Origin of the sequence: Nocardioides sp. (assembly GCF_024509035.1) — a bacterium.
Taxonomy (GTDB): Bacteria; Actinomycetota; Actinomycetes; order Propionibacteriales; family Nocardioidaceae; genus Nocardioides.
Genome location: NZ_JANINT010000262.1, coordinates 1 through 23989, shown reverse-complemented (window position 1 = coordinate 23989; position 23989 = coordinate 1). Strand labels below are relative to the sequence as shown.

The 23989-nt window shown below is 71.7% G+C and carries 28 protein-coding genes and 2 pseudogenes; 25 read left to right on the top strand and 5 right to left on the bottom strand.

The genetic code is table 11. From position 1 onward, the window contains the following. A partial coding sequence (locus Q0L15_RS18020; protein ID WP_296605829.1) for an amidohydrolase family protein occupies positions 1–941 on the top strand: 941 nt, incomplete at its 5' end. 20 nt (positions 942–961) lie between these two features. Here the strand turns inward: Q0L15_RS18020 and Q0L15_RS18015 are convergent. The 3 genes from Q0L15_RS18015 to Q0L15_RS18005 are packed head-to-tail and all read right to left on the bottom strand — an operon-like array spanning position 962 to position 3308. Continuing rightward, positions 962–1831: a response regulator gene (locus Q0L15_RS18015; RefSeq protein ID WP_296605828.1), complete on the bottom strand. Its 870-nt coding sequence runs from the start codon at positions 1829–1831 to the stop codon at positions 962–964. 33 nt (positions 1832–1864) lie between these two features. Further along, positions 1865–2668, bottom strand: coding sequence for a VanW family protein (locus tag Q0L15_RS18010; protein ID WP_296605827.1), 804 nt, complete (start codon positions 2666–2668; stop codon positions 1865–1867). Between the two features lie 43 nt (positions 2669–2711). Beyond that, positions 2712–3308: a hypothetical protein gene (locus Q0L15_RS18005; RefSeq protein ID WP_296605826.1), complete on the bottom strand. Its 597-nt coding sequence runs from the start codon at positions 3306–3308 to the stop codon at positions 2712–2714. A 181-nt stretch (positions 3309–3489) separates the two neighbouring features. Between Q0L15_RS18005 and rpsP the strand changes: the two genes are divergently transcribed. The 11 genes and pseudogenes from rpsP (at position 3490) to Q0L15_RS17950 (ending at position 10755) form a co-directional block, all read left to right on the top strand. Then, on the top strand, positions 3490–4032 hold the full coding sequence (gene rpsP / locus Q0L15_RS18000) for a 30S ribosomal protein S16 (RefSeq protein WP_296605825.1): 543 nt from the start codon (positions 3490–3492) through the stop codon (positions 4030–4032). A gap of 5 nt (positions 4033–4037) precedes the next feature. Then, positions 4038–4280 (top strand): RNA-binding protein, encoded by a 243-nt coding sequence (locus Q0L15_RS17995; protein ID WP_011756695.1) that lies wholly within the window; start codon positions 4038–4040, stop codon positions 4278–4280. A gap of 75 nt (positions 4281–4355) precedes the next feature. Next, a complete protein-coding gene (gene rimM, locus Q0L15_RS17990; RefSeq protein ID WP_296605824.1) occupies positions 4356–4913 on the top strand; it encodes a ribosome maturation factor RimM in 558 nt (185 codons plus the stop codon). Then, a pseudogene (gene trmD, locus Q0L15_RS17985) lies at positions 4913–5593 on the top strand (tRNA (guanosine(37)-N1)-methyltransferase TrmD); the annotation flags it as partial. The gene rimM and the pseudogene trmD, both read left to right, overlap by 1 nt. Positions 5594–5695: 102 nt before the next feature. After that, positions 5696–6070 carry a GNAT family N-acetyltransferase gene (locus Q0L15_RS17980; RefSeq protein WP_296605831.1) on the top strand — a complete coding sequence of 125 codons (375 nt, stop codon included), beginning with the start codon at positions 5696–5698 and terminating at the stop codon, positions 6068–6070. Positions 6071–6272: 202 nt separating this feature from the next. Further along, positions 6273–6623, top strand: a complete 351-nt coding sequence (gene rplS, locus Q0L15_RS17975) for a 50S ribosomal protein L19 (RefSeq protein WP_296605823.1) — start codon at positions 6273–6275, stop codon at positions 6621–6623. A gap of 118 nt (positions 6624–6741) precedes the next feature. Beyond that, positions 6742–7467: a signal peptidase I gene (gene lepB, locus Q0L15_RS17970; RefSeq protein WP_296605822.1), complete on the top strand. Its 726-nt coding sequence runs from the start codon at positions 6742–6744 to the stop codon at positions 7465–7467. A gap of 18 nt (positions 7468–7485) precedes the next feature. Continuing rightward, on the top strand, positions 7486–8169 hold the full coding sequence (locus Q0L15_RS17965) for a ribonuclease HII (protein WP_296605821.1): 684 nt from the start codon (positions 7486–7488) through the stop codon (positions 8167–8169). Further along, the gene (locus Q0L15_RS17960) at positions 8166–8474 is read left to right on the top strand and encodes a DUF2469 domain-containing protein (protein ID WP_296605820.1); all 309 of its coding nucleotides are present in this window, start codon (positions 8166–8168) and stop codon (positions 8472–8474) included. Before Q0L15_RS17965 ends, Q0L15_RS17960 begins: the two co-directional genes overlap by 4 nt. A gap of 125 nt (positions 8475–8599) precedes the next feature. Beyond that, positions 8600–9049 carry a TadE/TadG family type IV pilus assembly protein gene (locus Q0L15_RS17955; protein ID WP_296605819.1) on the top strand — a complete coding sequence of 150 codons (450 nt, stop codon included), beginning with the start codon at positions 8600–8602 and terminating at the stop codon, positions 9047–9049. After that, positions 9049–10755, top strand: coding sequence for a pilus assembly protein TadG-related protein (locus Q0L15_RS17950; protein WP_296605818.1), 1707 nt, complete (start codon positions 9049–9051; stop codon positions 10753–10755). The genes Q0L15_RS17955 and Q0L15_RS17950 overlap by 1 nt, the downstream gene beginning before the upstream one ends. 5 nt (positions 10756–10760) lie before the next feature. Here the strand turns inward: Q0L15_RS17950 and Q0L15_RS17945 are convergent, their stop codons facing one another. Then, a complete protein-coding gene (locus tag Q0L15_RS17945) occupies positions 10761–11918 on the bottom strand; it encodes a sugar MFS transporter (RefSeq protein WP_296605817.1) in 1158 nt (385 codons plus the stop codon). A gap of 32 nt (positions 11919–11950) precedes the next feature. On the opposite strand from Q0L15_RS17945, the gene Q0L15_RS17940 reads away from it, so the two are divergent. The 5 genes from Q0L15_RS17940 (at position 11951) to Q0L15_RS17920 (ending at position 17188) form a co-directional block, all read left to right on the top strand. Continuing rightward, positions 11951–13006, top strand: a complete 1056-nt coding sequence (locus tag Q0L15_RS17940) for a LacI family DNA-binding transcriptional regulator (protein ID WP_296605816.1) — start codon at positions 11951–11953, stop codon at positions 13004–13006. Between the two features lie 123 nt (positions 13007–13129). Continuing rightward, complete coding sequence (locus Q0L15_RS17935) at positions 13130–13504, top strand: YraN family protein (protein WP_296605815.1); 375 nt, start codon at positions 13130–13132, stop codon at positions 13502–13504. Beyond that, on the top strand, positions 13504–15093 hold the full coding sequence (locus tag Q0L15_RS17930) for a YifB family Mg chelatase-like AAA ATPase (RefSeq protein WP_296605814.1): 1590 nt from the start codon (positions 13504–13506) through the stop codon (positions 15091–15093). Before Q0L15_RS17935 ends, Q0L15_RS17930 begins: the two co-directional genes overlap by 1 nt. After that, entirely contained in the window at positions 15090–16253 is a 1164-nt protein-coding gene (dprA, locus tag Q0L15_RS17925; RefSeq protein WP_296605813.1) for a DNA-processing protein DprA, read from the top strand. Before Q0L15_RS17930 ends, dprA begins: the two co-directional genes overlap by 4 nt. Beyond that, positions 16250–17188 (top strand): tyrosine recombinase XerC, encoded by a 939-nt coding sequence (locus Q0L15_RS17920; protein WP_296605812.1) that lies wholly within the window; start codon positions 16250–16252, stop codon positions 17186–17188. The genes dprA and Q0L15_RS17920 overlap by 4 nt, the downstream gene beginning before the upstream one ends. A gap of 1 nt (position 17189) precedes the next feature. Here the strand turns inward: Q0L15_RS17920 and Q0L15_RS17915 are convergent, their stop codons facing one another. After that, the gene (locus tag Q0L15_RS17915) at positions 17190–17810 is read right to left on the bottom strand and encodes a murein hydrolase activator EnvC (protein ID WP_296605811.1); all 621 of its coding nucleotides are present in this window, start codon (positions 17808–17810) and stop codon (positions 17190–17192) included. A 390-nt stretch (positions 17811–18200) separates the two neighbouring features. Between Q0L15_RS17915 and rpsB the strand changes: the two genes are divergently transcribed. The 8 genes and pseudogenes from rpsB to Q0L15_RS17875 form a co-directional block, all read left to right on the top strand. Then, positions 18201–19157 carry a 30S ribosomal protein S2 gene (gene rpsB / locus Q0L15_RS17910; RefSeq protein WP_296605810.1) on the top strand — a complete coding sequence of 319 codons (957 nt, stop codon included), beginning with the start codon at positions 18201–18203 and terminating at the stop codon, positions 19155–19157. Positions 19158–19249: 92 nt separating this feature from the next. Beyond that, positions 19250–20062, top strand: coding sequence for a translation elongation factor Ts (gene tsf, locus Q0L15_RS17905; protein WP_296605809.1), 813 nt, complete (start codon positions 19250–19252; stop codon positions 20060–20062). Positions 20063–20168: 106 nt separating this feature from the next. Continuing rightward, entirely contained in the window at positions 20169–20882 is a 714-nt protein-coding gene (gene pyrH, locus Q0L15_RS17900; protein ID WP_296605808.1) for a UMP kinase, read from the top strand. A 68-nt stretch (positions 20883–20950) separates the two neighbouring features. Further along, positions 20951–21505, top strand: coding sequence for a ribosome recycling factor (gene frr, locus Q0L15_RS17895; RefSeq protein WP_296605830.1), 555 nt, complete (start codon positions 20951–20953; stop codon positions 21503–21505). Positions 21506–21520: 15 nt separating this feature from the next. After that, positions 21521–22417 carry a phosphatidate cytidylyltransferase gene (locus Q0L15_RS17890; protein ID WP_296605807.1) on the top strand — a complete coding sequence of 299 codons (897 nt, stop codon included), beginning with the start codon at positions 21521–21523 and terminating at the stop codon, positions 22415–22417. After that, entirely contained in the window at positions 22417–22944 is a 528-nt protein-coding gene (locus tag Q0L15_RS17885; RefSeq protein WP_296605806.1) for a histidine phosphatase family protein, read from the top strand. Before Q0L15_RS17890 ends, Q0L15_RS17885 begins: the two co-directional genes overlap by 1 nt. After that, complete coding sequence (locus Q0L15_RS17880; RefSeq protein WP_296605805.1) at positions 22944–23324, top strand: hypothetical protein; 381 nt, start codon at positions 22944–22946, stop codon at positions 23322–23324. Before Q0L15_RS17885 ends, Q0L15_RS17880 begins: the two co-directional genes overlap by 1 nt. A gap of 69 nt (positions 23325–23393) precedes the next feature. Continuing rightward, positions 23394–23989 (top strand): annotated as a pseudogene (locus Q0L15_RS17875) (radical SAM protein); the annotation flags it as partial.

Genomic DNA, 23989 nt, shown 5'->3' with positions numbered 1-23989 from the left:
GCCTGGTCGACGCCCACTGCCACCTCGGGCTCGACGACGACGGCGCGATCTCGCAAGAGGCGACCGAGCAGCAGGCCGTCGCCGACCGCGACGCCGGGGCACTGCTCATCCGCGACTGCGGCTCGGCGGCCGACACGCGCTGGATCCACGAGCGCGAGGACCTGCCGCGGCTGATCCGCGCCGGCCGCCACATCGCCCGCACCAAGCGCTACATCCGCAACTACGCCCACGAGGTCGAGCCGGAGGAGCTGCCCGCCGTCGTGGCCCGCGAGGCCCAGAGCGGCGACGGCTGGGTCAAGCTCGTCGGCGACTGGATCTCCCGCGACGCAGGCGACCTCGCGCCGTCCTTCCCGGCCGAGGCCTTCGCCGAGGCGATCCGGGTCGCCCACGAGCACGGCGCCCGGGTGACGGCCCACTGCTTCGGCCACGAGGTGCTCGCCGGGCTGCTCGAGGCCGGCATCGACTGCATCGAGCACGGCACCGGCCTCCACCCCGACCAGGTCGAGACGATGGCGTCGCGTGGCGTGGCGCTGGTGCCGACGGTGATGCAGCTGGACAAGTTCCCGCAGTACGCCGCCGCCGGGCGCGCGAAGTTCCCGACGTACACCTCGACGATCACCGACCTCTACATCCGGCGCCGCGACACCGTCATGGCGGCGTACGAGGCCGGGGTGGCGCTCTACGCCGGCTCCGACGGTGGCGGCATCAGCCGGCACGGCAACCTGGCGGGCGAGGTCATCGCGATGGCCGCGCTGGGTCTGCCGGTCGACTACGCGCTCGGCGCCGCGTCGTGGCGGGCGCGGGAGTGGCTCGGTTGGAACTCCGGCCTCGACGAGGGCGCGCCGGCGGACTTCGTCGTCTACCCGGCCGATCCGCTGCTGGATCTCTCGGTCCTGCTACGCCCCTCGGCGGTCGTGCTGCGCGGCCGGGTCGTCGCCTGAGCGAGCCCGCCCGGAGCGGCTCACCCGATGGGGTCGACGAGCCCGATCCGGCCCTTGCGCACCCGGAACCACCGGGGCACGGCGGCGTCGTCGCCGATCATCGTCAACAGCGCGCCGAGCTCGGAGTCGAACCACGCGCGGTCCTCCACCGGGCTCCTGGTGGACGTCTCCTCGGTCTCGCCCCGGTAGCGCAGCGCCAGCTGCCGCCAGCCGAGGGTCGAGGTGCCGGCGTACAGCATCGTCTCGATGAGCTTGACCTGCTCCGGGAGCGCGTTGGCCAGCCGGTCGTCGACGACCAGCAGGTCGCGCGAGGGGTTGATGCGCAGCCCGTTGAACTCGATCCAGCTGCCGACGAACCGCACTCCGCGCTCCGCCATGCCCTCGGGGCCGTGGCGCCCGTCCTCCGCGGGCATCCCCGTGCCAGGGACGACATGGAGGTGCCGCGCAGCCGGCGGGTGGGCCGCGGCGGGCTCCCAGACCTCCGCGGAGCCGTCGGTGATCGACGAGAGCGGTCGTCGGGCGACCGCGGCGAGGCGCGCCTGCAGCTCGCGCGGTCGGATGGGCTTGGGGACGTAGTCGTCGGCGCCCGCATCGAACCCGGCAAGCACGTCGTGCTCGTCGGAGCGGCTGCTGATGATGACGATGTAGGTGCTGGTCGCCTCGCGGACCCGGCGCGTGACCTCCAGACCGTCCATGCCCGGCATCGTCACGTCGATCGTCGCGAGGGCGGGCCGGTGCTCCAGGGCGATCGCGATGCCGTCGGCGCCGTTCGTCGCGGTCACCACCTCGAACCCGGCCTGGGTCAGCACGATCTCCAGGAGGTCGACAGTGTCTTGGTCATCGTCGATGACGAGGGCTACGGGTCGCGCTTCCACCGAGACGTCGGACACGCCAGCGAGTATCTCAGGTGCGGGCTGCGCGGGTCAGCGAACGAGGTGACCCGCGGCGTACTTCACCACTGCTCGGTTGCGCCGCACCAGCTCCTCGGCGACAGGGCGGCCGGTGCGCCGGTCGATCACGGTCCGCCAGATCTCGTTGCTGCGACGAACGAGCCCGTCCGCGCCCGTCTCGAAGCGCTCGCCGCGGGCCTCGACGGCGTAGGACACCGGCAGCTCCCGGTCGGCGCGCAGCTCGCCGTGCAGGTGCCGTTCGCCCACCCACGTGCGCAGCTGGAAGGTGGTCGCGGTGTCGTTGCGCACCACGAGGTCGACGTAGTTGTAGACGATCGTGCAGCCCACGCCCCACGGCAGCACCCGACCGTGGTCGGGGAACGGGTCGAAGCTGTGCTCGCTGCGCTCCAGGACGGTGAGCGGGGAGTGGAGGAACATCCAGTGCAGCAGGTTGGCGAGCTGGCAGATGCCGCCGCCGACGCCGGGCACCGGCGCACCGTCGGAGAGCCGCATGCCCTCGATGTAGCCCTTGCGACGGGTGCAGTCGCCCACGACCTTGTTGAACGAGAACGTCTCCCCGGGCCGGATCACCAACCGGTCGACGCGCGCGCTGGCGAGCCGCAGGTTCACCACCTTGTTGTGCTGGAGCGCCATGTCGGCGCCGTCGAGCCGGCGCAGCAGGAGCGAGGCGTGCCGGTGCGCTCGCACGGGCAGGTCGGCGGGGGAGCGGTACGACGCCCACTCGGCTCCGCACGTGAGCCACCGCACCCGGCGGCGGCTGCGGTGCGCGAGGACCGCCACCGGGCGCAGCCAGGGGTGCCGCTGGGAGAGGGTCATGCCGGTGGGACGCCGGCGGCCCGGTGTTGGTTGTCGTCGGTCGTCAGCGTGGCTGCGCGGGGCGCAGCGACCACAGGATCCCGGTCACGAGCAGGACGATGACTCCGGCCAGGCCGAGTGCCAGTGGCACCAGGATGGTGGCCAGGATCCCGACGACGAAGCTGCCGATCCGCGGGGCCGGCCCGATCTCGACCGTCGAGAGCGGCGTCGAGCCCGAGCGTGAGCAGGTGATCTCGAGGTCGCCGGAGCCGGAGTCGAAACGCCAGGTGCCGACCCAGTCGCCGGCGCTGCCGGCGTTGCGGCGGAAGTCGCCGCCCGGGCGCCGGAGCGGGACCTCCTCGTCGGTCGACCGGTCGACCACGCGGCAGTCCGGCTGCCGGTCGAAGTCGTAGCTCCAGAGCATCTGCTCGTGGTCGGCGGTGAGCGCGACCGCGTGAGCCCGGCCGTCGCGCGCCACCGTGACGTCGGTGTCCGAGAACCCCGAGAGCGTCCAGACGAAGAGTCCCACCCCGGCCCCGACCGCCCCGACGATCAGGACGATGCCGACGGCGAACCACCCCGCGCTCGGACGGGGCTTCGGTGGCCTGGCCGGCCCGGGACCGGTGGGGTGCGGGCCGTAGGGTGGCGGCAGCTGGCTCATGGATCGACTCTGCCCGATTTCCCGGCGTCGATGCGGTCTGGCACACTGGGCCGCTGAGTCCTGCGCGCCCGGACCCTCTCACCCGGACGCCGTAGAGCCCATCGAAGGTCCCGGCCGGTGCTTTCCCCACCTGGTCACGGTGCCTTCACCCACACACAACTTCCGAGGAGACACCACAAACGTGGCCGTCAAGATCCGTTTGAAGCGCCTGGGCAAGGTCCGGGTGCCGCAGTACCGCATCGTCGTCGTCGACTCGCGCAAGAAGCGCGACGGTCGCGTGATCGAGGAGATCGGCAAGTACCACCCCAAGGAGCACCCGTCGTACATCGACGTCGTCTCCGAGCGGGCGCAGTACTGGCTCGGCGTCGGCGCGCAGCCGACCGAGGCCGTCGCCAAGATCTTCAAGATCACCGGCGACCTGCAGAAGTTCAAGGGCACGTCGGGCCAGGAGGGCACCCTCAAGGTCGCCGAGCCCAAGCGCGACAAGCTCGAGATCTTCAACGAGGCCCTCAAGGAGGCCGCGAGCGAGCCCAAGGGCGACGCCGTGACCAAGAAGGCCGCCTCGAAGAAGAAGGCCGAGGCCAAGCCGGAGGAGACCGAGGCTGCCGCCGAGACGCCCGCCGAGGCTCCCGCCCCGGTGCCGGCCGACGAGACCCCCGAGGTCGCGGCTGAGGCTGTCGAGGCCGCCGAGGGCACCGAGGGCTCGGACAAGGCGGAGTCCTGAGCGCCATGCTCGCCGAGGCGCTCGAGCACCTGGTGCGCGGCGTCGTCGACCACCCCGACGACGTGAGCGTCCGGGACAAGCAGCTGCGCCGCGGCTCGATCCTCGAGGTCCGGGTGCATCCCGACGACCTCGGCAAGGTGATCGGCCGCAGCGGCCGGACCGCCACGGCGTTCCGCACCGTGATCTCCGCCCTGGCGGGTCGCGGCGGCGCGCGGATCGACTTCGTCGACGTGGACCGGCGTCGCTGATACCGGACCATCCCGCTTGAATGGGTGCCGCCCCGCACGGGGCGGCACCCATTCTGCACATTTCAGGAGAGAGCGTTGGAGACCATCGAGGTCCTCGTCGGGCGCATCGGCAAGCCGCACGGGCTGCGGGGCGACGTGACCGTGGACGTGCGGACCGACGAGCCCGACCGCCGCTTCGCCGTCGGCTCGGTGCTGCGGGTCGAGGCACCCCGCGGATCCCACAGCCCGCTGCGCTCGCTCACCGTCGCCGCGACGAAGTGGCACCAGTCGGTGCTGCTGGTCCGCTTCGAGGAGATCCCCGACCGCAACGCCGCCGAGGCCGCCCGCGGGATCCTGCTGCACGCCGACATCCCGGCCGACGCGACCCCCGACGATCCCGACGAGTTCTACGACCACCAGCTGATCGGACTGGCGGCGTACGACGTCTCCGGCGCGGCGCTCGGCGAGGTGACCGGGCTGGTCCACGGGGGAGCGCAGGACCTGCTGACCGTCCGGACCCCCGACGGTCGCGACGCGCTGGTGCCGTTCGTCAAGGCGCTCGTCCCCGAGGTCGACCTCGCCGGCCGCCGGGTCGTGATCGCCGACCGTCCCGGGCTCGTCACGCCGCTGCCCGAGGACGGTGATGACCACTGATGCGCATCGACGTCCTCACGATCTTCCCCGACTACTTGGCGCCGCTGGGTCTCTCGCTGGCCGGCAAGGCCCGCGACAAGGGCCTCATCGACGTGCGCGTGCACGACCTGCGCGACTGGACCCACGACCGGCACCGCACCGTCGACGACACCCCGTACGGCGGCGGTGCCGGCATGGTGATGAAGCCGGAGCCGTGGGGCGAGGCGCTCGACGCCGTCCTCGGGGACGAGCCGCGCGACCGGGTCACCGTCGTCGTCCCGACGCCGTCGGGCCAGCCGTTCACCCAGGCGGTCGCGCGTGAGCTCGCGACCCGGGAGCGGCTGGTGTTCGCGTGCGGGCGCTACGAGGGCATCGACCAGCGGGTGCTCGACGAGGTGGCCGACCGGGCCGAGCTGCGCGAGATCTCGCTCGGTGACTACGTGCTCAACGGGGGAGAGGTCGCCGCGCTCGCCGTGACCGAGGCCGTCGTCCGGCTGGTCCCGGGCTTCATGGGCAACGCCGAGTCGCTGGTCGAGGAGTCCCACGAGGACGGGCTGCTGGAGTATCCCGTCTACACCAAGCCGCCCACCTGGCGCGGTCGTGACGTGCCGCCGGTGCTCCTGTCAGGCGACCACGCGGCGATCGCCGCGTGGCGGCGCGAGCAGGCCGAGCGCCGTACGGCGGAGCGCCGGCCGGACCTGCTGCCGCCCTCGACCCTGCTGGAGGGTGTCGAGCTGCGGGCCGCCGAGCCGGCCGACGCGGCCGAGCTCTACGTGCTGCAGCTGGCCTGCTGGGTCCAGGAGATGCACGCCAACCCGGGCGTCCGGATCCCGGCGCTGCACGAGTCCCTCGACGACCTGCGGTCGTGGCTGACCCGCGACACCGTGGTCGTCGCCCGTTCGGCCGGCCGGCTGGTCGGCGGGGTGCGGGCATCGCTGGACGGCGACGCGTGGGAGGTCGGCCGGCTGATGGTGGCGCCCGACCTCGCCGGCCGGGGCCTGGGGCGCACGCTGCTCACGCGCATCGAGGAGCTCGTCCCGCCCGAGGCGACGACGTACGCGCTCTTCACGGGCGCGGGCAGCAGCCGCAACCAGCGCATGTACAAGAAGGCCGGGTACCGGCTGCGCGGCGAGGTCGAGCCGGGCACGGTGCGGATGACCAAGCCGGTCCGCAGGTGATTTTCTGACCGCGGCCCCGCTGTGGCAGACTTGCTCCTCGGCCCAGTCGGCCAAACAAGGACCGCCCGCGGGACAACGTCTCGCAGGGGTCCGCACCGGTCCCTGCCACAGGGGGGACATGGTGCCGCCGGCCACCACGACGGGGTCCACAACTCAACGGTTCCGATACCGCGGCTGACCTGTGGCACTCGCGAGGAGAGACATGAGCAACGTCATTGCCGAGCTCGGCAACGCCAGCAAGCGCACCGACCTTCCGGAGTTCCGCGCCGGTGACACCGTCAAGGTGCACGTCAAGGTCGTCGAGGGCAACCGCTCCCGCGTCCAGGTCTTCCAGGGCGTCGTGATCCGCGTCCAGGGCTCCGGCGTGGGCCGCAGCTTCACCGTCCGCAAGGTCTCCTTCGGCGTCGGTGTCGAGCGCACCTTCCCGCTGCACTCCCCGATCTTCGAGCAGATCGAGGTCGTGACCCGCGGTGACGTCCGCCGCGCCAAGCTCTACTACCTGCGCAACCTGCGCGGCAAGAAGGCGAAGATCAAGGAGCGCCGCGAGGCCTGAGCGTTTTCTCAGCCTTCCTGACTACGCTCTCAGCGTGACTCCTGAAGACCGCGACTCCACGTCCGTCGAAGCCGACGAAAGTGGGTCGCGGTCTTCGCTTTCCGCGGAGGCCTCCACGGTGCCCGCCAAGCCGGCGAAGAAGAAGCACCTGCCCGTCTGGCAGGAGACGATCCTGCTGCTCGGCATCGCCGTCGTGCTCGCGATCGTCATCAAGGCTCTGTTCGTCCAGGCCTTCTACATCCCGTCGCAGTCGATGGAGCCGGGACTGGTCAAGAACGACCGGATCCTGGTCCAGAAGGTCTCCTACTGGTTCGGCGGGAGCCCGCAGCGAGGCGACGTGGTGGTGTTCAAGGACCCCAACGGCTGGCTGAGCGCCGAGGAGTCCGCCGGTCCGACCAACGGCGTGGCGAAGCTGCTGTCCAAGGTCGGCCTCTACCCCTCGGGCGGCCACCTGGTGAAGCGGGTCATCGGTGTCGCCGGGGACACGATCTCCTGCTGTGATGCCCAGGGCCGGATCCTCGTCAACGGCCAGCCCCTCAACGAGAAGTCCTACGCTCGGCTCGGCGGCGCGGAGTGCTACGGGCCGATGGTCGACAGCTGTGGCAAGGACTGGGAGATCGGGCCGATCCCGAAGGGCCACATCTTCGTGATGGGCGACAACCGCAACAACTCCGCCGACTCCTCGTTCCACATGTGCAAACCCGACGAGACCGACTGCACCAAGAATCCCTACGTCGACGTCGGAGACGTCGTCGGCAAGGTGTTCGTGCTGCTCTGGCCGAGCAACCACTTCAAGTTCCTGCATCGTCCCGACACCTTCGCGGACGTGCCCGATCCGTCCTAGCCATGGTCCGGATGTGTCATGAGTGAGCTGCCCCGCGGGTCGACGATCCGCAAGGACGCCGGCATGTACGGCTACGAGCGCGCGCTGCGCCGACACGGCATCGAGCCGATCGCCGGGGTCGACGAGGCGGGCCGTGGGGCCTGCGCCGGGCCGCTGGTCGCCGGAGCGGCGATCCTGCCGCCGGGCAAGGCCGGGATCGTGCCGGGCCTGGCCGACTCCAAGCTGTTGACCGAGAAGGCCCGCGAGCGCTGCTACGAGCAGGTGGTCAGGCGTGCGTCGGCCTGGTCGGTCGTGGTGGTGTCGCACGAGGAGTGCGACCGCCTCGGCATGCACGTGGCCAACGTCGAGGCGCTGCGGCGTGCGGTCGCGCTGCTGGAGCTGCCGCCGGCGTACGTGCTCACCGACGGGTTCCCGGTCGACGGGCTCGGCGTCCCGGGCCTGGCGATGTGGAAGGGGGACCGGGTCGCCGCCTGCATCGCGGCGGCGTCGGTGCTGGCGAAGGTCACCCGGGACCGGATCATGACCGATCTGGACGCCCAGTGGCCGGCGTACGACTTCAAGACCCACAAGGGCTACATCACCGACGTGCACACGGCCGCTCTCGCCGAGCACGGCCCGTCGCCGATCCACCGGATGCGCTTCGTCAACGTCCGTCGTGCCGCCGGGCTCGAGGTCGCCGCCGGGATAGAGTCGCCCCTGTGAGCGCGGAGGACCTCGAGAAGTACGAGACCGAGATGGAGCTGACGCTCTACCGCGAGTACCGCGACGTCGTCGGCATCTTCAAGTACGTCGTCGAGACCGACCGCCGGTTCTACCTCTGCAACCAGGTCGACGTGAAGGCCCGCACCGAGGCCGGCGACGTGTTCTTCGAGGTCTCGATGAGCGACGCGTGGGTGTGGGACATGTACCGCCCCGCGCGGTTCGCCAAGAACGTGAAGGTCCTGACGTTCAAGGACGTGAACGTCGAGGAGCTCAGCCCCTCGGACATCGACCCGCCGAAGGCCTGAGCCGACCCGGGGCCGAGCGCGGACCAGACCAGTTCGTGCGATTCTCCTGCGCGCGTGGTCCACGCCACTTAACCTGACCCCCACGCGGCCGTGGCGACCGGCCGTACGACGTCGAGGTGGGACCGATGGCCGGTGGGGTGGTGCGCCGACGGCGCGGGCGCGCGGACGAGCGCGGCGCCGCGGCGGTGGAGTTCGCGCTCGTGGTGCCCCTGCTGCTCGTGATCCTGTTCGGCATCATCAGCTACGGCTACATGCTCAGCTTCCGGCAGGCCATCAGCCAGGCCGCCGCTGAAGGGGCCCGGGCAGCGGCGGTGACCCTCGCGGGCACCTCCGATGTCCAGCGCAGCGCTTTGGCACGGACCGCGGTCGAGGAGGCGCTCGACAGCTACGGGGTCGACTGCACCGGAGCGATGACCTGCACGATCAACGCAGCAGACACCTGCGGCTCCGCGACGTGCGTCAGCGTGGAGCTGGACTACAACTGGGGAGACGAGCCTCTCGTGCCGGCGTTGCCGGGCCTGGGCCTCGTCACGCCTGACCACCTCGTCTACCGGGCCGTGGCACAGGTGAGCTGATGGCACGCGCCCGCAGCGAGTCCGGGGCTGTCGTGCCACTGGTCGCAGTGTCCATGGTCCTGTTGATCGCCGTCGCGGCCTTCACGGTCGACATCGGGATGCAGCGAGTCGCTCGGCGCGACATGCAGGCTCTTGCGGACGTCGTGGCACTCGACCTCGCCCGGCTGATGGGCGAGCGCACGACGGCCGAGCTCGAGGTGCTGAAGGCCTCGGCGATCGCTGCGAGTGTCGCTCGCAACCCGGACACCCTCGGCGACCCACCCGACGTCGATGCCGAGTTCGGCGAGCTCGACGCCAACGGCGACTTCGTGCCAGGCGCGGCCGACGAGATCGCCACGGCGGTCGAGGTCACGGCGGCAACGAGCGTCGACTTCGCCTTCCATCCGGGCAGTGGTGGGGCCTCTCGGACGGCCATCGCTGAAGCGGACGAGTCGGCCTGCCTGAAGGTCGGCTCCGTTGCCGCTGCCGTGCAGACCGGCGACGCGTCGGCGATCGCGATCCTCAACGGACTGCTGGACCAGGCACTGGGCGTCGATCTCCTGGCCGGAGGCGTGACGGCGGCCAGCTACCAGGGACTGGCGAACGCGAACCTCACGCTCCTCGACCTCGTGGACGTGGACGCGCTACAGGTCGGCACGGTCGATGAGCTGCTCGCGGACCAGGCCATCTCGGTCGGTGACCTCAACGCGGCGATGATCTCGGTGCTGAGCAACCAGGATCCTCCGAACACGGCTGCCATCCAGCTCCTGGAGGCCATCGAGACGGGGATCGGTCCGATCGCGGCCCATCCGGTGAACCTCGGGACCGTCCTCGGCCTGGAGCAGGGCAACGAGTCCGCGCTCGCGATGAGCCTCAACGCGCTCGACCTCATCACCACGGCCGCGCTGATCGCCGACGGCTCGAACGCCGTGGCGGTCGAGGACCTCGGACTGTCGCTGGGGCTCTCCAACGTGAGCGGCAGCCTGAGCCTGATCGACGCTCCGGACTTCCAGTGCGGGCGGGTGGGCGAGACCACGGCGACGTCGCAGGAGGCGTCGGTCGACCTCACGGGCACGCTGCTCTCCCTGCCGCCCGTGACGATCCCGTTGATCACCGAGCTGTCGACGACCGCCGGCTCGGCGTCCGTGCACGTCGGCCTCGCGCGGTCGCGGGCGGACCTCACCGACATCAGCTGCAAGACAGCCGTCGCCGGGAGCGTCGACCAGCTGACCGCGGACGTCACGACCGGGCTGCTGAGCACCAGTGTCACGGTCCCGCTCACCATCACCGGCAAGCTCGGGGTCACGGATGCCTTGGGACTGCCCGCGCTCGCGAAGATCACGATCGACCTCACCGCCAAGGTCAGCACTCAGCAGGGGACGGTCAACAAGCCCGGACAGGTCTTGCTGCTCCCGCCCAACGACACCAGTCCGAAGAAGACCGGGGCCGGAGTCCTGGGTCTGAGCGGTCTCAGCGTGATGGTGGACGACCCCGCGCCGTCGATCACGGTGACGCTGCTCGGGGTGCCGCTCATGCTCACCAACGCCCTGACGACGACGCTGCTCCAGCAGGTGCAGACTGCGGTCTCGAGCCTGCTCGCCCCTACGCTGGTGACCCTCGACGCGGCTCTGGTCGGGCCGTTGAGCGATCTCCTGGGGCTCGAGCTCGCGGGTGCTGACCTCTACGGTGCGGCGGCCGTGTGCAACGACGCGGCCCTCCGGGGCTGAGCCCGCTAGACCGAGGTCTCGACCGGCGCGGCGGCGCGCAGGACGGCGGCCAGCCCGAGGGCGGCGAGGCCGAGCATCAGCGGGATGACCAGGAGCGCGGCCTTGAGCGAGGTCGCGTCGGCGAGGGCGCCGACCGTGAGAGGCGCGACCAGGACGGCCAGGGAGGTCACCGTGACCGCACGCCCGGTAGCGAGGACCGCCCGGCCCGGGGCCAGTGACACCGCGATCGACATGCCCATGGGGAACAGGTTGCCGATCCCGAGGCCGAGGGCCGTCAGGCCGAGCACGGTCTGGGGCACCGAGGTCGACGTCCAGAGCACGCTGAACCCGAGCGCGCTCAGGACCAGGGCCGCGCCCAGGAGGGTGGTCGGCTCGATCCGGCGGGCCAGGCGGCTCCCGACCGTCCGCCCGGCGAGGACGCCGATGAAGAAGCCGGCCATCATCGAGACGGCGCGTTCGGCCGACACATCGGCGGCCTCCTCCGCGAAGCTGGCGCCCCAGCCGGTCGCGCACCACTCGGCGGCGGTCGTGCAGACCAGGATGCCGGCCGCGATCCAGAACGGCCGCGGCAGAGGTTCGGCGGCCACGGAGGTCGCCGGGGGAGCGGCCATCGGCAGGGCGCGGTTGTTCCACCACAGCAGCAGGGGAGCGAGCAACGACACCAGGAGCGCCGTACGCCATCCGAGATGCAGCGCGGCCGCCAGCGACAGGCCCCCGATCAGCACGATGTAGGCGACGCTCGCGGACAGGTTGGCCTCGGTGAGGGCGATGCTGCGGTGGTCGCCGTGCTGGTCGGACAGGACCGCTTGCAGCGTGACCAGCAGGACGCCGCCGCCGGATCCCATGACGAAGACCGAGGCGATCGTCATGGCGGCCGTCTGGCCGGCCGTCAGGCCGACGGTGCCGGCGGCCATGAGCGCCGTCGAGCTCCACAGGAGCGAGCCGCGGCCGAGCACCTTCTCGAGGTGCGGCGAGACGAGCCCGCCGAGCATGCTGCCCGCGGCGAACGCAGCGACGTGCAGGCCGCCGACGGAGTAGCTGAGGTCGAGCTCGTCGCGCAGGTGCGGCACGACGAGGCCCGGGGCCGCCTGGAGATAGGCGAACCAGCCGAGCACGAGGTACATGACCCAGGTGAGCCGATCGCGCACGAATCCCTGGGGCATGCGTGTAACGATACACACGCTAGGGTCCTGGCATGGCGGATACTCCGGGATCCAAACGGGCGACGCTGGCCCGGGTCGCCGAGCTGGCGGGTGTCTCGGTGATGACCGCCTCCTACACCTACAACCGCCCCGAACGGGTCTCGGAGCAGGCGCGGGCCAAGGTGCTCGCGGCCGCGGAGGAGCTCGGGTACGCCGGTCCGCACCCCAGCGCCCGGTCGCTGCGGCGCGGCAGCACGCTGGCGCTGGGGGTCGTGCTCGGCGAGCACCTGACGTACGCGTTCGACGACCCGGCAGCGGTGGCGTTCATGGCCGGGATCGCCGAGGTCTGCGCGGAGCGCGGGTTCGGCATGACGATCCTGCCGATCACCGGCGAGCCCGAGGACGCCGAGCGGATCGCCGACGCCGCGGTCGACGGGTTCGTCGTCTGGACGACGGCGGACGACGACCCGACCCTCGCAGCCGTCCTGGCGACGCGGCGTCCGGCGGTGATCCACAACGGCTCCCGGGTCCGCGGGCTCGTCCAGGTGAGCATCGACAACCGGGCCGCCGCGCGGGCGGTCGGCGACGTCGCCTTCGCGGGCGCCAGTCGGCCTGCGGTCATCAGCCACCCGCTGTCGCGCGAGCGGGTCGCGTCGATCACCCGTGGTGCCGAGCTGGGCGAGCTCGGTGACGTGGGCTTCCCGGTGACGCGGGACCGGCTGGCCGGCTACCGCGAGGCGGCCGAGGAGGCCGGGACACCGTGGTCGGACGTCGTCGTCGCGGTGTGCGCCCGCAACGACCCGGCCGAGGCCGAGCGGGCCGCGACCGCCTTGCTCACGTCGCCGGGTCCTCCGGACGCCATCGCCGCGATGAGCGACCAGATGGCCCTCGGCGTGCTGCGAGCGGCCGACACCCTGGGCCTGGCCGTGCCGGGCGACCTGGCCGTGACCGGATGGGACGACCTCCCCGCCGCCGCAGGGGCCGGCCTGACCACCGTGCACCAGTCGATGCGCGAGCAGGGAGCGACCTGCGCCCGGGCGGCTCTCGGCCGGCGACCGCGCTCATCGACGGCTCCGTGGTCGCTGGTCACGCGCTCCAGCACCCGCTGACCGCGTTCCTCGGCCCGCCCGCCGTCCACAACCCGCATCCGCGACCGCACCGTCCACAGACCCGGCCGCGACCCGCCCCCGCCGTCCCTCCCTCCGCCCAGGCTTGCGCCAGGAGGTCGAGAGATGACGAGTTCGACGACTGCGGCGATCAAGCAGGCCCTCGGGGCCTACGGCGAGACCCTCGCGATGCGCCACCTGGTGGCGCAGGGCATGGTGCTGCTCGACCGCAACTGGCGGTGCGAGGCCGGCGAGATCGACCTCGTGCTGCGCGACGGCGACGTGCTGGTCGTCTGTGAGGTCAAGACCCGCAGCAGCGTGCGCTACGGCACGCCCCACGAGGCGGTGACTGACATCAAGCTCGCGCGACTGCGCCGTCTGGCCGGCCGCTGGATCGAGGAGCGCGGCGTGGCCGTCCGCGACGTCCGCATCGACATGGTCGGCATCGTCCGACCGCGTCGCGGCTCCTCGATCCTCGACCACGTGCGGGGGATCGGCTGATGCCCATCGCGACCGCCCACACCGTCTCGCTGCACGGTGCCGTGGGCCACCTGATCGACGTCCAGGCCGACGTCTCGCCCGGCCAGGTCGGGGTGACGATGGTCGGCCGCGCGGACACGATGATCAACGAGTCCCGCGACCGGTGCCGGATGGCGATCGTCAACAGCCATCTCGACTGGCCCGCGACCCGGCGCATCACGATCCTCCTTTCGCCGGCCGACCTCGCCAAGAGCGGCACCCACTTCGACATCGCCATCGCGGTCTCGGTCCTGGCGGCCGCAGGCAGCGTGCCGGTGTCCGCCCTCGAGAGCACGGCGTTCATCGGCGAGCTCACCCTCGACGGCCATCTCCGGTCTGCGACCGGGGTGCTCCCGATGGTGATGGCGGCCGCCGAGCGTGGCATCCGCGCGGTGTTCGTCCCCGAACCGCAGGCAGCGGAGGCCGCGATGGTGCGCGACATGAGTGTGATCGGCGTGCGGTCACTGAGCCAGGTCGTCGCCGTCCTGCGCGGCGACGACGAGGTGCCTGAGGCTCCACCGGTGTCCCCGGCATCCGGCACCCGCCTCTTGGCCTGGCGGGGCCAGGAGCGGCTCGACGAGCTCGACCTGGCCGACCTCGTCGGCGTCGACGACGCCCGCTACGCCGTCGAGGTCGCGGCGGCGGGAGGTCACCACCTCCTGCTCTCAGGCCCCAAGGGGTGCGGCAAGACGAGCCTGGCCGAGCGGATTCCGGGCATCCTTCCCGACCTCAGTGCCGCCGAGTCCCTCGAGCTCAGCGCCATCCACTCCCTGGCCGGCATCCTCGACCCCGAGTCCGGCTTCCCGACCAGGCCGCCGTTCTCCGCCCCCCACCACGACGCCAGCAAGACCAGCCTCATCGGCGGCGGTCTCGGCGTCGTGCGACCGGGCGAGGTCAGCAAGGCACACACGGGTGTCCTCTTCCTGGACGAGTTCCCGCTCTTCCACGCCGACGTCATCGAGGCGCTGCGCCAGCCGCTCGAGAACGGCGACATCACCGTCGCCCGCCGCGACGAGTCGGTCACGCTGCCGGCTCGGGGCATGGTCGTGCTCGCAGCCAACCCGTGCCCGTGCGGCGACTACAGCGGCGATGTGCGCCACAACCGCTGCGTGTGCCGCGAGGCCCAGCGCCGCGCCTATCGCAGCAAGGTCACCGGACCGGTCGCCGACCGCGTGGACATCACCCGCCACCTCCCGGCGCTTCGGCGCCACGACGCCGTGGTCGACCTCGTCCCGAGCGAGTCCTCTGCGACCGTGCGCCGCCGGGTCGAGGAGGCCCGCGCGCGGCAGGCGGAGCGGTACGACGGCGAGAGCTGGCGGCTCAACGCCCATGCCCCGGGTCCGGCGCTGCGCGATCGCTGGCCGCTGGCGAAGTCCGCCCAGAAGGCGGTGGACGACCAGCTCTATGCCGGCCGGCTCAGCCGCCGCGGCGCCACCCGCGTGCACCGGCTCGCGTGGACCGTGGCCGACCTCCGCAGGCTCGAGCAGCCCGGTCTCGACGAGGTCGACACCGCCCTGCGGCTGCGCACCGGCGACCCGCTGCTGCTCACGATGCTGGAGCGCGTCGGATGACCACCGACGACCGGCTGGCCCGGGTGGCGCTGTGCGCGATCGGAGAGCCCGGCGATCCGCGGCTGCTCGACCAGGTCACGCAGCTCGGCGCACCCGCCGTCCTCGACCTCCTGCTCAGCGGTCACCGCATCGACGACCTGCAGACCGACCCCGACGCGCGACGAGCGGCGCTCGATCCCGAGCAGACGCTCGCCGACGCCACCCGGGTCGGCCTGCGCTTCGTGATCCCCGGCGACGAGGAGTGGCCGGTCCAGCTCGGCGACCTGGCCACCGCGCCGGCCCTGTTCCGGCGCGGCGGTGTCCCGGTCGGCCTGTGGGTGCGCGGTCCGGCGCGGCTCGACGAGCTCGCCGGCTCGGTGGCGATCGTCGGGTCCCGGTCGGCGACCACCTACGGCGCCGATGTCGCCGCCGACCTCGCGGCAGCCCTGGCAGGCGCCGGCCGAGTCGTGGTGTCGGGGGCTGCCTACGGCATCGACCAAGCGGCCCACCGAGGTGCGCTCGCCGGTGGCGGGGCGACCGTCGCAGTCCTCGCCTGTGGGGCCGACCGTGTCTATCCGGTCGCCCACGCTCAGCTCATCGCACACATCGGTGCCCACGGAGCCGTCGTGTCGGAGGCGCTTCCGGGATGGGCGCCCACCCAGATCCGCTTCCTCGCGCGCAACCGCCTCATAGCCGCACTCACCTCGGGGACGGTCGTCGTCGAGGCCGCCATCCGGAGCGGGGCGCTCAACACCGCCAACTGGGCGAACCGGCTCAACCGGACCGTCATGGGCGTGCCGGGCCCGGTCACGAGTGCCCCCTCGGAGGGCGTGCACCAGCTGATCCGGTCCCAGGCGGCCACCCTCGTCACGTCCGGCCCCGAGGTGCTCGAGTCGGTGAGTGCGGCCGGGGAGCACCTCGTGGAGGTACGGCGCGGCCCGGTCCGCCCGCGCGACCGGCTGACGACCCGCGAGCGTCAGGTGCTCGACGCGGTCCCGGCCGCCCGCGCCGCGCCCGAGGCCTCGATCGCCCGTACCGCGGGCCTCCTGGTCGGCGACGCGCGGCAGGTGCTCGCCGCGCTGGCTCGCCACGGCCTGGCCGAACACGTCCCCGGCGGATGGCGGCTCGCCGCGCTGGCTCGCGAGGACCAGGCCGCCGGCTTCCTAGACTCGGGCGTGTGAGCGACGAGGACGTGCCAGCCGGGCTGCCCGAGGCCATGGCTCGCGTGCTCGGGGAGTACGAGCGACACCTCGCCGCCGAGCGTGACCTGACCGAGCACACCGTGCGCGCCTACGTCGGCGACGTGGCGGGTCTCCTCGACCACGCCGCGCGACTCGGACACATGGACGTGAACCAGCTCGATCTCCGCACCCTGCGCAGCTGGCTGGCCAAGCAGCAGACCATGGGCCGCTCGCGCACCACCCTCGCCCGGCGCGCGACCGCCGCGCGGGTCTTCACCGCATGGCTCGCGCGCACCGGCCGTGCGCCCGTCGACGCCGGCGCCAGCCTCGGCGCCCCGAAGGCCCACCGGGCGCTGCCCCCGGTGCTGCGGACCGACGAGGCGGCCGAGCTCGTGCGCGCGGCCGCCGAGCACGCCGACGACGGCAGCCCGGTGGGGCTGCGTGACGTCGCGATGCTCGAGCTGCTCTACGCGACCGGCATCCGGGTGGGCGAGCTCGTCGGACTCGACGTCGACGACCTCGACCGCGAGCGCAACGTCGTGCGGGTCTTCGGCAAGGGGCGCAAGGAGCGCTCGGTGCCGTTCGGGCGCCCGGCCGCCCGGGCGCTCGACTTCTGGATCAAGCAGGGCCGGCCGAGGCTCGCGGTCCCCGACAGCGGCGCCGCGCTCTTCCTCGGAGCCCGCGGCGGCCGGATCGACCAGCGCGCGGTGCGCACCGTCGTGCACCGGCGGATCGCCGACGTGCCGGGAGCGCCCGACATCGGACCCCACGGACTGCGCCACACCGCCGCGACCCACCTGCTGGAGGGGGGTGCCGACCTGCGCTCGGTCCAAGAGCTCCTCGGCCACGCCTCGCTGGCGACCACGCAGATCTACACCCACGTCAGCACCGACCGGCTGCGGCGCGCCTACCAGCAGGCGCACCCGCGAGCATGACTCACCCGATCATCATCCGCAGCAGGGTGATCGCCGGCGCCCATCCGGTGTAGGGGAGGACCGGCACGACGGGGCGTCGAGGCTCGGAGTACGGCGTCCCGACGGGCTCCTCGCGCCACAGCGGCAGCAGGCGCACCGTCCCGGCGCCGACCAGACGCAAGGGATCCAGGTAGGTCTCGCCTTCGATCCGACCCCCGGCGATCCAGCCCCAGTGCAAGCACGCGCGCGGGGGACAGTGCGAGCCGACCGCCGAGAGCCGACCGATGCGGTCCCCGGCCTCGACCGGGCTGCCGACCTCGACCGTGGCGTCGACGGGCTCGTAGGTGGTGCGGGTCGAGCCGTGGTCGACCACCACGACGCCGCGACCGGCCAGCGGGCCGGCCCAGGAGACCCGGCCGGGGAGCGCGGTGCGCACCGCCTGTCCGGGAGCGCCCAGCAGGTCGACGCCGCGGTGCCCGGGGCCCCACGGATCGCTCGGAGGATCGAAGCCGGAGACGACCTCGGGGACGGGAGCCAGCGGCCACACGCCCACCGGGTCGGCCCGGTCCGGGCGTGCGGGGCCGGCCGCCGCCGCCACGAGAGCCAGCACCGGGAGGACGAGGAGCAGGAGTCGACGGGCCATACGATCGACCCTGCCCGCCCGCGCGTCGTCCGGCACGTGAGGTGCGCGGGCCTGGGGAGACGCCGGCGCCGCGCGAGGCTGTGGACGGTGGGCGGGCCGCGAGTTGGCGGCACCGCGGCGCGGCGACTACCCTGACCGAAGCAATCCTTGCGGATTGACTTCGCACGCTCGCAGACCGCGACGGGCCCTGCACCTCCGAGGGCTCGACCACCCGTGGGCGCCGACCCTCAGTCCGTCCGGGCAACCGGACGGTCGGGCCGCGCGCGAGCGTCAGGGCAGCCGACACCCGTCGGGTGCAGCAACTGTAAACAACGACCGGGTCCGCCCCGGTCCGGCCTGCTGAAGGCCGGGCGGCAACGGCGGCGGTGCCCGACACAACAGGAGACACACATGGCAGTCGTCACCATGCGCCAGCTGCTCGAGAGCGGCGTGCACTTCGGACACCAGACCCGTCGCTGGAACCCGAAGATGAAGCGCTTCATCATGACCGAGCGCAACGGCATCTACATCATCGACCTGCAGCAGTCGCTGGCCTACATCGACCGGTCCTACGCGTTCGTCAAGGAGACGGTCGCCAAGGGCGGGACGATCATGTTCGTCGGCACCAAGAAGCAGGCCCAGGAGGCGATCGCCGAGCAGGCGACCCGCGTCGGCATGCCCTACGTCAACCAGCGCTGGCTCGGCGGCATGCTCACCAACTTCCAGACGGTGCACCAGCGGATCAACCGCCTCAAGGAGCTCGACGAGATCGACTTCGACGACGTCGCCGGCAGCAGCCGCACCAAGAAGGAGCTGCTGCAGATGCGTCGCGAGCGCGACAAGCTCAACAAGTCGCTCGGCGGCATCCGTGAGATGACCCGCACCCCCGCCGCGGTGTGGATCGTCGACACCAACAAGGAGCACCTGGCTGTCGAGGAGGCGCGCAAGCTGCGCATCCCGATCATCGGCATCCTCGACTCCAACTGCGACCCCGACCTGGTCGACTTCCCGATCCCGGGCAACGACGACGCCATCCGTGCCGTCGGCCTCCTGACCCGCGTCGTCGCCGACGCCGTCGCCGAGGGCCTCATCGCCCGCTCCGGCGCCAAGGCCGGCGAGGGCACCGAGGCCGTGGGCGCCGAGGAGCCGCTGGCCGAGTGGGAGCGCGAGCTCCTGACCGGTGACGCCGAGCAGGCCGCGGTCGCCGCCACCGGCGGTGACGCCGCCACCGAGGAGACCCCGGCCGCCGAGGCGACCGGTGCCGCCAGCGAGGCCGCGGAGGCCACCGAGGCTGCCGAGGCCGCCACGGAGCCGGCCGCCACGGAGCCGGCCGCCGCGGAGCCGGCCGCCGAGACCACCGAGGCCTGAGCAAGCCTGACCGGGCCTGATCCGGCGACCGGGCGCTCGTCCGGTCGCCGGATCACCCGCGACACCCTCCACTACTTCGAGGAAGAAGGACCATGGCGAACATCTCCGCCGCCGACGTCAAGAAGCTCCGCGAGCTCACCGGCGCCGGCATGATGGACTGCAAGAAGGCGCTCGACGAGGCCGACGGCGACTTCGAGAAGGCCGCTGAGCTCATCCGCATCAAGCTGGGCAAGAAGATGGCCGAGCGGGGTGCCGAGCGCGAGGCCTCGGCCGGCCTGGTCGTCACCTCCGGTGGCGCGCTGGTCGAGCTCAACTGCGAGACCGACTTCGTGGCCAAGGGCGACGACTTCGTCGCGGCCGCCCAGCAGATCGCCGACGCCGCCAACGAGGCCAAGGCCGCCGACGCCGAGGCCCTCAAGGCCGTCAAGCTCGGTGACAAGACCGTCGCCGAGGTCGTCGAGAACCTCGCGATCACCATCGGCGAGAAGATCGAGCTGGGCCGGGTGGCCTACTTCGACGGCCCGGTCGTCGCCTACATGCACAAGCGTGCGGCCGACCTGCCGCCCGCCGTCGGCGTGCTCGTCGAGTACGACGGTGACGAGGCCGGCGCCCGCGGCGCCGCGATGCAGATCGCGGCCATGCGCCCGCAGTACCTCACCCGTGAGGAGGTGCCCGCCGACATCGTCGCCAAGGAGCGCGAGATCGCCGAGGCCACCTCGCGCGAGGAGGGCAAGCCCGAGCAGGCGATCGCCAAGATCACCGAGGGCCGCCTCAACGGCTTCTTCAAGGACGTCGTGCTGCTCGAGCAGCCGTCGGTCACCGAGAACAAGAAGACCGTCAAGGCCGTGCTCGACGAGGCCGGCACCACCCTGAAGCGGTTCGCCCGCTTCGAGGTCGGCGCGTAAGCAGATAGGTTCTAGCCAGACGTACACACGAGGAGGCCGGTTCGATGACAGCGATCCTGATCATCGGACCGGCCTTCTCGCGTCCCGCCCACCTGAGGAGCAGCCCGTGACCGGATACAAGCGCGTCCTGCTGAAGCTGTCAGGGGAGATGTTCGGGGGCGGTGGGGTCGGCGTCGACCCCGACGTCGTCCAGACCGTCGCCCGCGAGATCGCCGGAGTGGTCAACGCCGGCGTCCAGGTCGCCGTCGTGACCGGCGGCGGCAACTTCTTCCGGGGTGCCGAGCTGCAGCAGCGCGGCATGGACCGGGTCCGTGCCGACTACATGGGCATGCTCGGCATCGTGATGAACTGCCTGGCCCTGCAGGACTTCCTGGAGAAGCTCGGGATCGAGACCCGGGTCCAGACCGCGATCACCATGGGTCAGGTCGCCGAGCCCTACATCCCGCGCCGCGCCATCCGGCACATGGAGAAGGGCCGGGTCGTGATCTTCGGCGCCGGCATGGGCATGCCCTTCTTCTCCACCGACACCGTCGCCGTCCAGCGCGCGCTGGAGAGCAGGTGCGACGTGGTGCTCGTGGCGAAGAACGGTGTCGACGGCGTCTACACCGCTGACCCCCACCTCGATCCCACCGCGACCAAGTTCGACGAGCTCACCTACGACGAGGCAATCGCGCGCGGCCTGCGGATCATGGACCAGACGGCGTTCGCCCTCTGTGGTGAGAACAAGCTCCCGATGGTGGTGTTCGGCATGGAGCCGGAGGGCAACATCCTGCGCGTCGTCCAGGGTGAGAAGATTGGGACGCTCGTGAGCGCCGGCTGAGCGACGACTGCCAGTTCCGACTCGAGCACGACGACGAGCACCGACCAGCAACGCAAGGAGCACCCGTGATCAACGACATCCTCCACGAGGCCGACAGCAAGATGGACAAGTCGGTCGAGGCGACACGCGAGGAGTTCGCGGCGATCCGGGCCGGCCGGGTCAGCCCGACCATGTTCAACAAGATCGTCGTCGACTACTACGGGACGCCGACGCCGCTGCAGCAGCTCGCGTCGTTCACGGCCCCCGAAGCTCGGATCATCCTCATCGCGCCCTACGACCAGGGTGCGATGCACAACATCCTCAAGGCGATCCGCGACTCCGACCTGGGCGTCAACCCCGCCGACGACGGCAAGGTGATCCGCTGCGTGTTCCCCGAGCTGACCGAGGAGCGCCGCAAGGAGTACATCAAGGTCGCGCGCGGCAAGGCCGAGGACGGCCGCGTCGCCGTCCGCAACCTGCGCCGCACGGCCAAGCAGCACCTCGAGAAGCTCGAGAAGGACGGCGAGGTCGGCAAGGACGACGTCGCGGGCGCCGAGAAGCGTCTCGACGCGATGACCAAGAAGCACACCGACGCGATCGACGAGCTGCTCAAGCACAAGGAGGCCGAGCTGCTCGAGGTCTGAGCAGTCGGAATCCCCATGTCCGACGTTCCGTCCGCGACGCCTCTGTCCTCGCCGCCCGCTCCGCCCGCCAAGGACCACGGCCGCGCCGGTCGTGACCTGCGGGCCGCGGTGGCGTCCGCCGTGGTGCTGCTGAGCGCGATCGCGCTCTCGCTGCTGTTCTGGAAGACGGCGTTCATGCTGATCGTCGCCGCGGCGGTCGTGGTGGCGATCTGGGAGCTGCACCGCGGATTCCACGCCAAGGGCATCGACCTGCCCGAGCAGCCGCTCATGGTCGGCGGCGTCGTCATGGTCGTCGTCGCCTACTTCTGGGGCGCCCCTGCGCTGGTCACCGCGACCGCGGTGACGGCCCTGGTGATCATGCTGTGGCTGCTCCAGCGCGGCGTCCCGGGCTACGTCCAGAACGCCACCGCCGCGGTCTTCACGCTGGTGTACGTCCCGTTCCTGGGCTCGTTCGTCACGCTGCTGCTGTCCGAGGGCGGCGGCGCCAACGCCGCCGGGTTCGACGACGCGGGCGTGCAGGGCATCGTCGCGTTCGTGCTCGTCACGATCGCCTCCGACATCGGTGGGTACGTCGCCGGCGTGCTGTTCGGACGGCACCCGATGGCGCCGGTCATCTCGCCGAAGAAGTCCTGGGAGGGCTTCGCGGGCTCGGTGGTGTTCTGCCTGCTCGCCGGCTGGGCGCTCGTGGTCTACCTGCTCGACGGCGACTGGTGGGTGGGCCTGGTGCTCGGCCTGATCGCGGTCGTCATGGCGACCCTCGGCGACCTGTGCGAGTCGGTCATCAAGCGCGACCTCGGCATCAAGGACATGAGCCACGTGATCCCGGGCCACGGCGGTCTGATGGACCGGCTCGACTCCCTGCTGGCGACGATCGCCCCGATCTGGCTGACGCTGCACTACCTCGTCTACTGATGCTCCACCTGGTCCGTCACGGTCGCTCGCTCCCCGAGCCGGGGCTGATGCCCAGCGCCTGGGAGCTCGACCCGGCCGGCTTCGACGACATCTGGACGCTTCGGGAGTCGGGGCGACTTCCCGAGGACGCCCGGTGGTTCACCTCGCCGGAGTCCAAGGCGATCGCGACCGCCCAGCTGCTCACCGACCGTCCTGTCGGGATCGTGGAGGGGCTGCGCGAGCACGTGCGCGAGACCTCCGACTGGATCGAGGACTTCGAGGCCGTCGTACGCCGTGCCTTCGCCGATCCGGAGCGGTCGGCCTACCCCGGCTGGGAACCGCTGGCGACGGCGCGCGAGCGGGTGGTGACCACGGTCCGGCTGCTCCTGGCCGACCACCCGGGGGAGGACCTGGTGCTCGTCGGCCACGGGACCGCCTGGACCGTGCTGGCGGCCGAGCTGCGGGGCGTCGAGCCCGACCTGGACCGTTGGGCGTCGCTCGGCATGCCGGACGTCATCGCGGTCGATCCAGCCGTAGAGTCGCACTGATGTCGACCGACGCTGACGAGACGGGCCACACCGTCCACACGACCGAGGGGCCGGCGTCCGCCGAGGAGCGGGTGCCGGACTGGTGGCACCGCGACCACCCGACGTTCACCTCGCTCACCGGCTTCTTCACCGGTCTGGCGTTCGTGATCGTGGTCCCGGGCCTGTTCGCCGCGATCCTGGGCTGGATCTTCGACTACCACACCGCCGAGGACCTGTTCCCGCTGGTGCTCGTCACGCTGGCCGTCCCGATCGGTCTGGTGATCGCGCCCCGCACCCGGCGGTTCGGGCGCTACATGCTGATCGGCATGGCCGTGACCGCGCTCGTGGTCGGCGGCGTGAGCGGCATCGTGCTGTGGTACCTGGTGAACTACCAGAGCTGACCCGCAGCACCGCCGGGCGCCGGTGACGAATCGCCCGGGCGCCCACCCGGATGGGATGATCGAGCCCTGATGTCCGACTCCGAGCGCACCTCCCTGCCCCTGGTCTTCGACGAGCCGCGCGGCCGCAAGAAGCCGCCGCGGCACCTGGCCGACCTCTCGCTCGAGGAGAGGACGGCGTACGCCCAGGAGCTCGGGCTGCCCGGGTTCCGCGCCAAGCAGCTCTCCACGCACTACTTCGCCCGGCTCGTCGACGACCCGGCCGAGATGACCGACCTCCCCGCCGGGCAGCGCGAGGAGCTGGTCGCGGGCCTGCTGCCGCACCTGATGACGCCCTTGCGGACGATGGAGGCCGACCGCGGCACGACGCGCAAGACCCTGTGGAAGCTCTTCGACGGCGCCCTGGTGGAGTCGGTGCTGATGCGTTACCCCGACCGGGCGACGATGTGCGTCTCGAGCCAGGCCGGCTGTGGGATGGCCTGCCCGTTCTGCGCCACCGGCCAGGGCGGTCTGCAGCGCAACATGTCGACGGCGGAGATCGTCGAGCAGGTCGTGGCCGGCGCCCGCGTGCTGGCCCGCGGCGAGGTCCCCGGCGGTCCGGGACGCGTCTCCAACGTCGTCTTCATGGGCATGGGGGAGCCACTGGCCAACTACAAGGCGGTCATCGG

Excerpts from the sequence above, each read along its gene's own strand:
- Q0L15_RS18010 (WP_296605827.1), bottom strand. The coding sequence starts at position 2,668 with ATGACCCTCTCCCAGCGGCACCCCTGGCTGCGCCCGGTGGCGGTCCTC.
- Q0L15_RS18005 (WP_296605826.1), bottom strand. The coding sequence starts at position 3,308 with ATGAGCCAGCTGCCGCCACCCTACGGCCCGCACCCCACCGGTCCCGGG.
- Q0L15_RS17995 (WP_011756695.1), top strand. The coding sequence starts at position 4,038 with ATGCTCGCCGAGGCGCTCGAGCACCTGGTGCGCGGCGTCGTCGACCAC.
- Q0L15_RS17980 (WP_296605831.1), top strand. The coding sequence starts at position 5,696 with ATGCACGCCAACCCGGGCGTCCGGATCCCGGCGCTGCACGAGTCCCTC.
- rplS (WP_296605823.1), top strand. The coding sequence starts at position 6,273 with ATGAGCAACGTCATTGCCGAGCTCGGCAACGCCAGCAAGCGCACCGAC.
- Q0L15_RS17965 (WP_296605821.1), top strand. The coding sequence starts at position 7,486 with ATGAGTGAGCTGCCCCGCGGGTCGACGATCCGCAAGGACGCCGGCATG.
- Q0L15_RS17955 (WP_296605819.1), top strand. The coding sequence starts at position 8,600 with ATGGCCGGTGGGGTGGTGCGCCGACGGCGCGGGCGCGCGGACGAGCGC.
- Q0L15_RS17950 (WP_296605818.1), top strand. The coding sequence starts at position 9,049 with ATGGCACGCGCCCGCAGCGAGTCCGGGGCTGTCGTGCCACTGGTCGCA.
- Q0L15_RS17945 (WP_296605817.1), bottom strand. The coding sequence starts at position 11,918 with ATGCCCCAGGGATTCGTGCGCGATCGGCTCACCTGGGTCATGTACCTC.
- Q0L15_RS17940 (WP_296605816.1), top strand. The coding sequence starts at position 11,951 with ATGGCGGATACTCCGGGATCCAAACGGGCGACGCTGGCCCGGGTCGCC.
- Q0L15_RS17935 (WP_296605815.1), top strand. The coding sequence starts at position 13,130 with ATGACGAGTTCGACGACTGCGGCGATCAAGCAGGCCCTCGGGGCCTAC.
- Q0L15_RS17930 (WP_296605814.1), top strand. The coding sequence starts at position 13,504 with ATGCCCATCGCGACCGCCCACACCGTCTCGCTGCACGGTGCCGTGGGC.
- dprA (WP_296605813.1), top strand. The coding sequence starts at position 15,090 with ATGACCACCGACGACCGGCTGGCCCGGGTGGCGCTGTGCGCGATCGGA.
- Q0L15_RS17915 (WP_296605811.1), bottom strand. The coding sequence starts at position 17,810 with ATGGCCCGTCGACTCCTGCTCCTCGTCCTCCCGGTGCTGGCTCTCGTG.
- rpsB (WP_296605810.1), top strand. The coding sequence starts at position 18,201 with ATGGCAGTCGTCACCATGCGCCAGCTGCTCGAGAGCGGCGTGCACTTC.
- tsf (WP_296605809.1), top strand. The coding sequence starts at position 19,250 with ATGGCGAACATCTCCGCCGCCGACGTCAAGAAGCTCCGCGAGCTCACC.
- Q0L15_RS17890 (WP_296605807.1), top strand. The coding sequence starts at position 21,521 with ATGTCCGACGTTCCGTCCGCGACGCCTCTGTCCTCGCCGCCCGCTCCG.
- Q0L15_RS17885 (WP_296605806.1), top strand. The coding sequence starts at position 22,417 with ATGCTCCACCTGGTCCGTCACGGTCGCTCGCTCCCCGAGCCGGGGCTG.
- Q0L15_RS17880 (WP_296605805.1), top strand. The coding sequence starts at position 22,944 with ATGTCGACCGACGCTGACGAGACGGGCCACACCGTCCACACGACCGAG.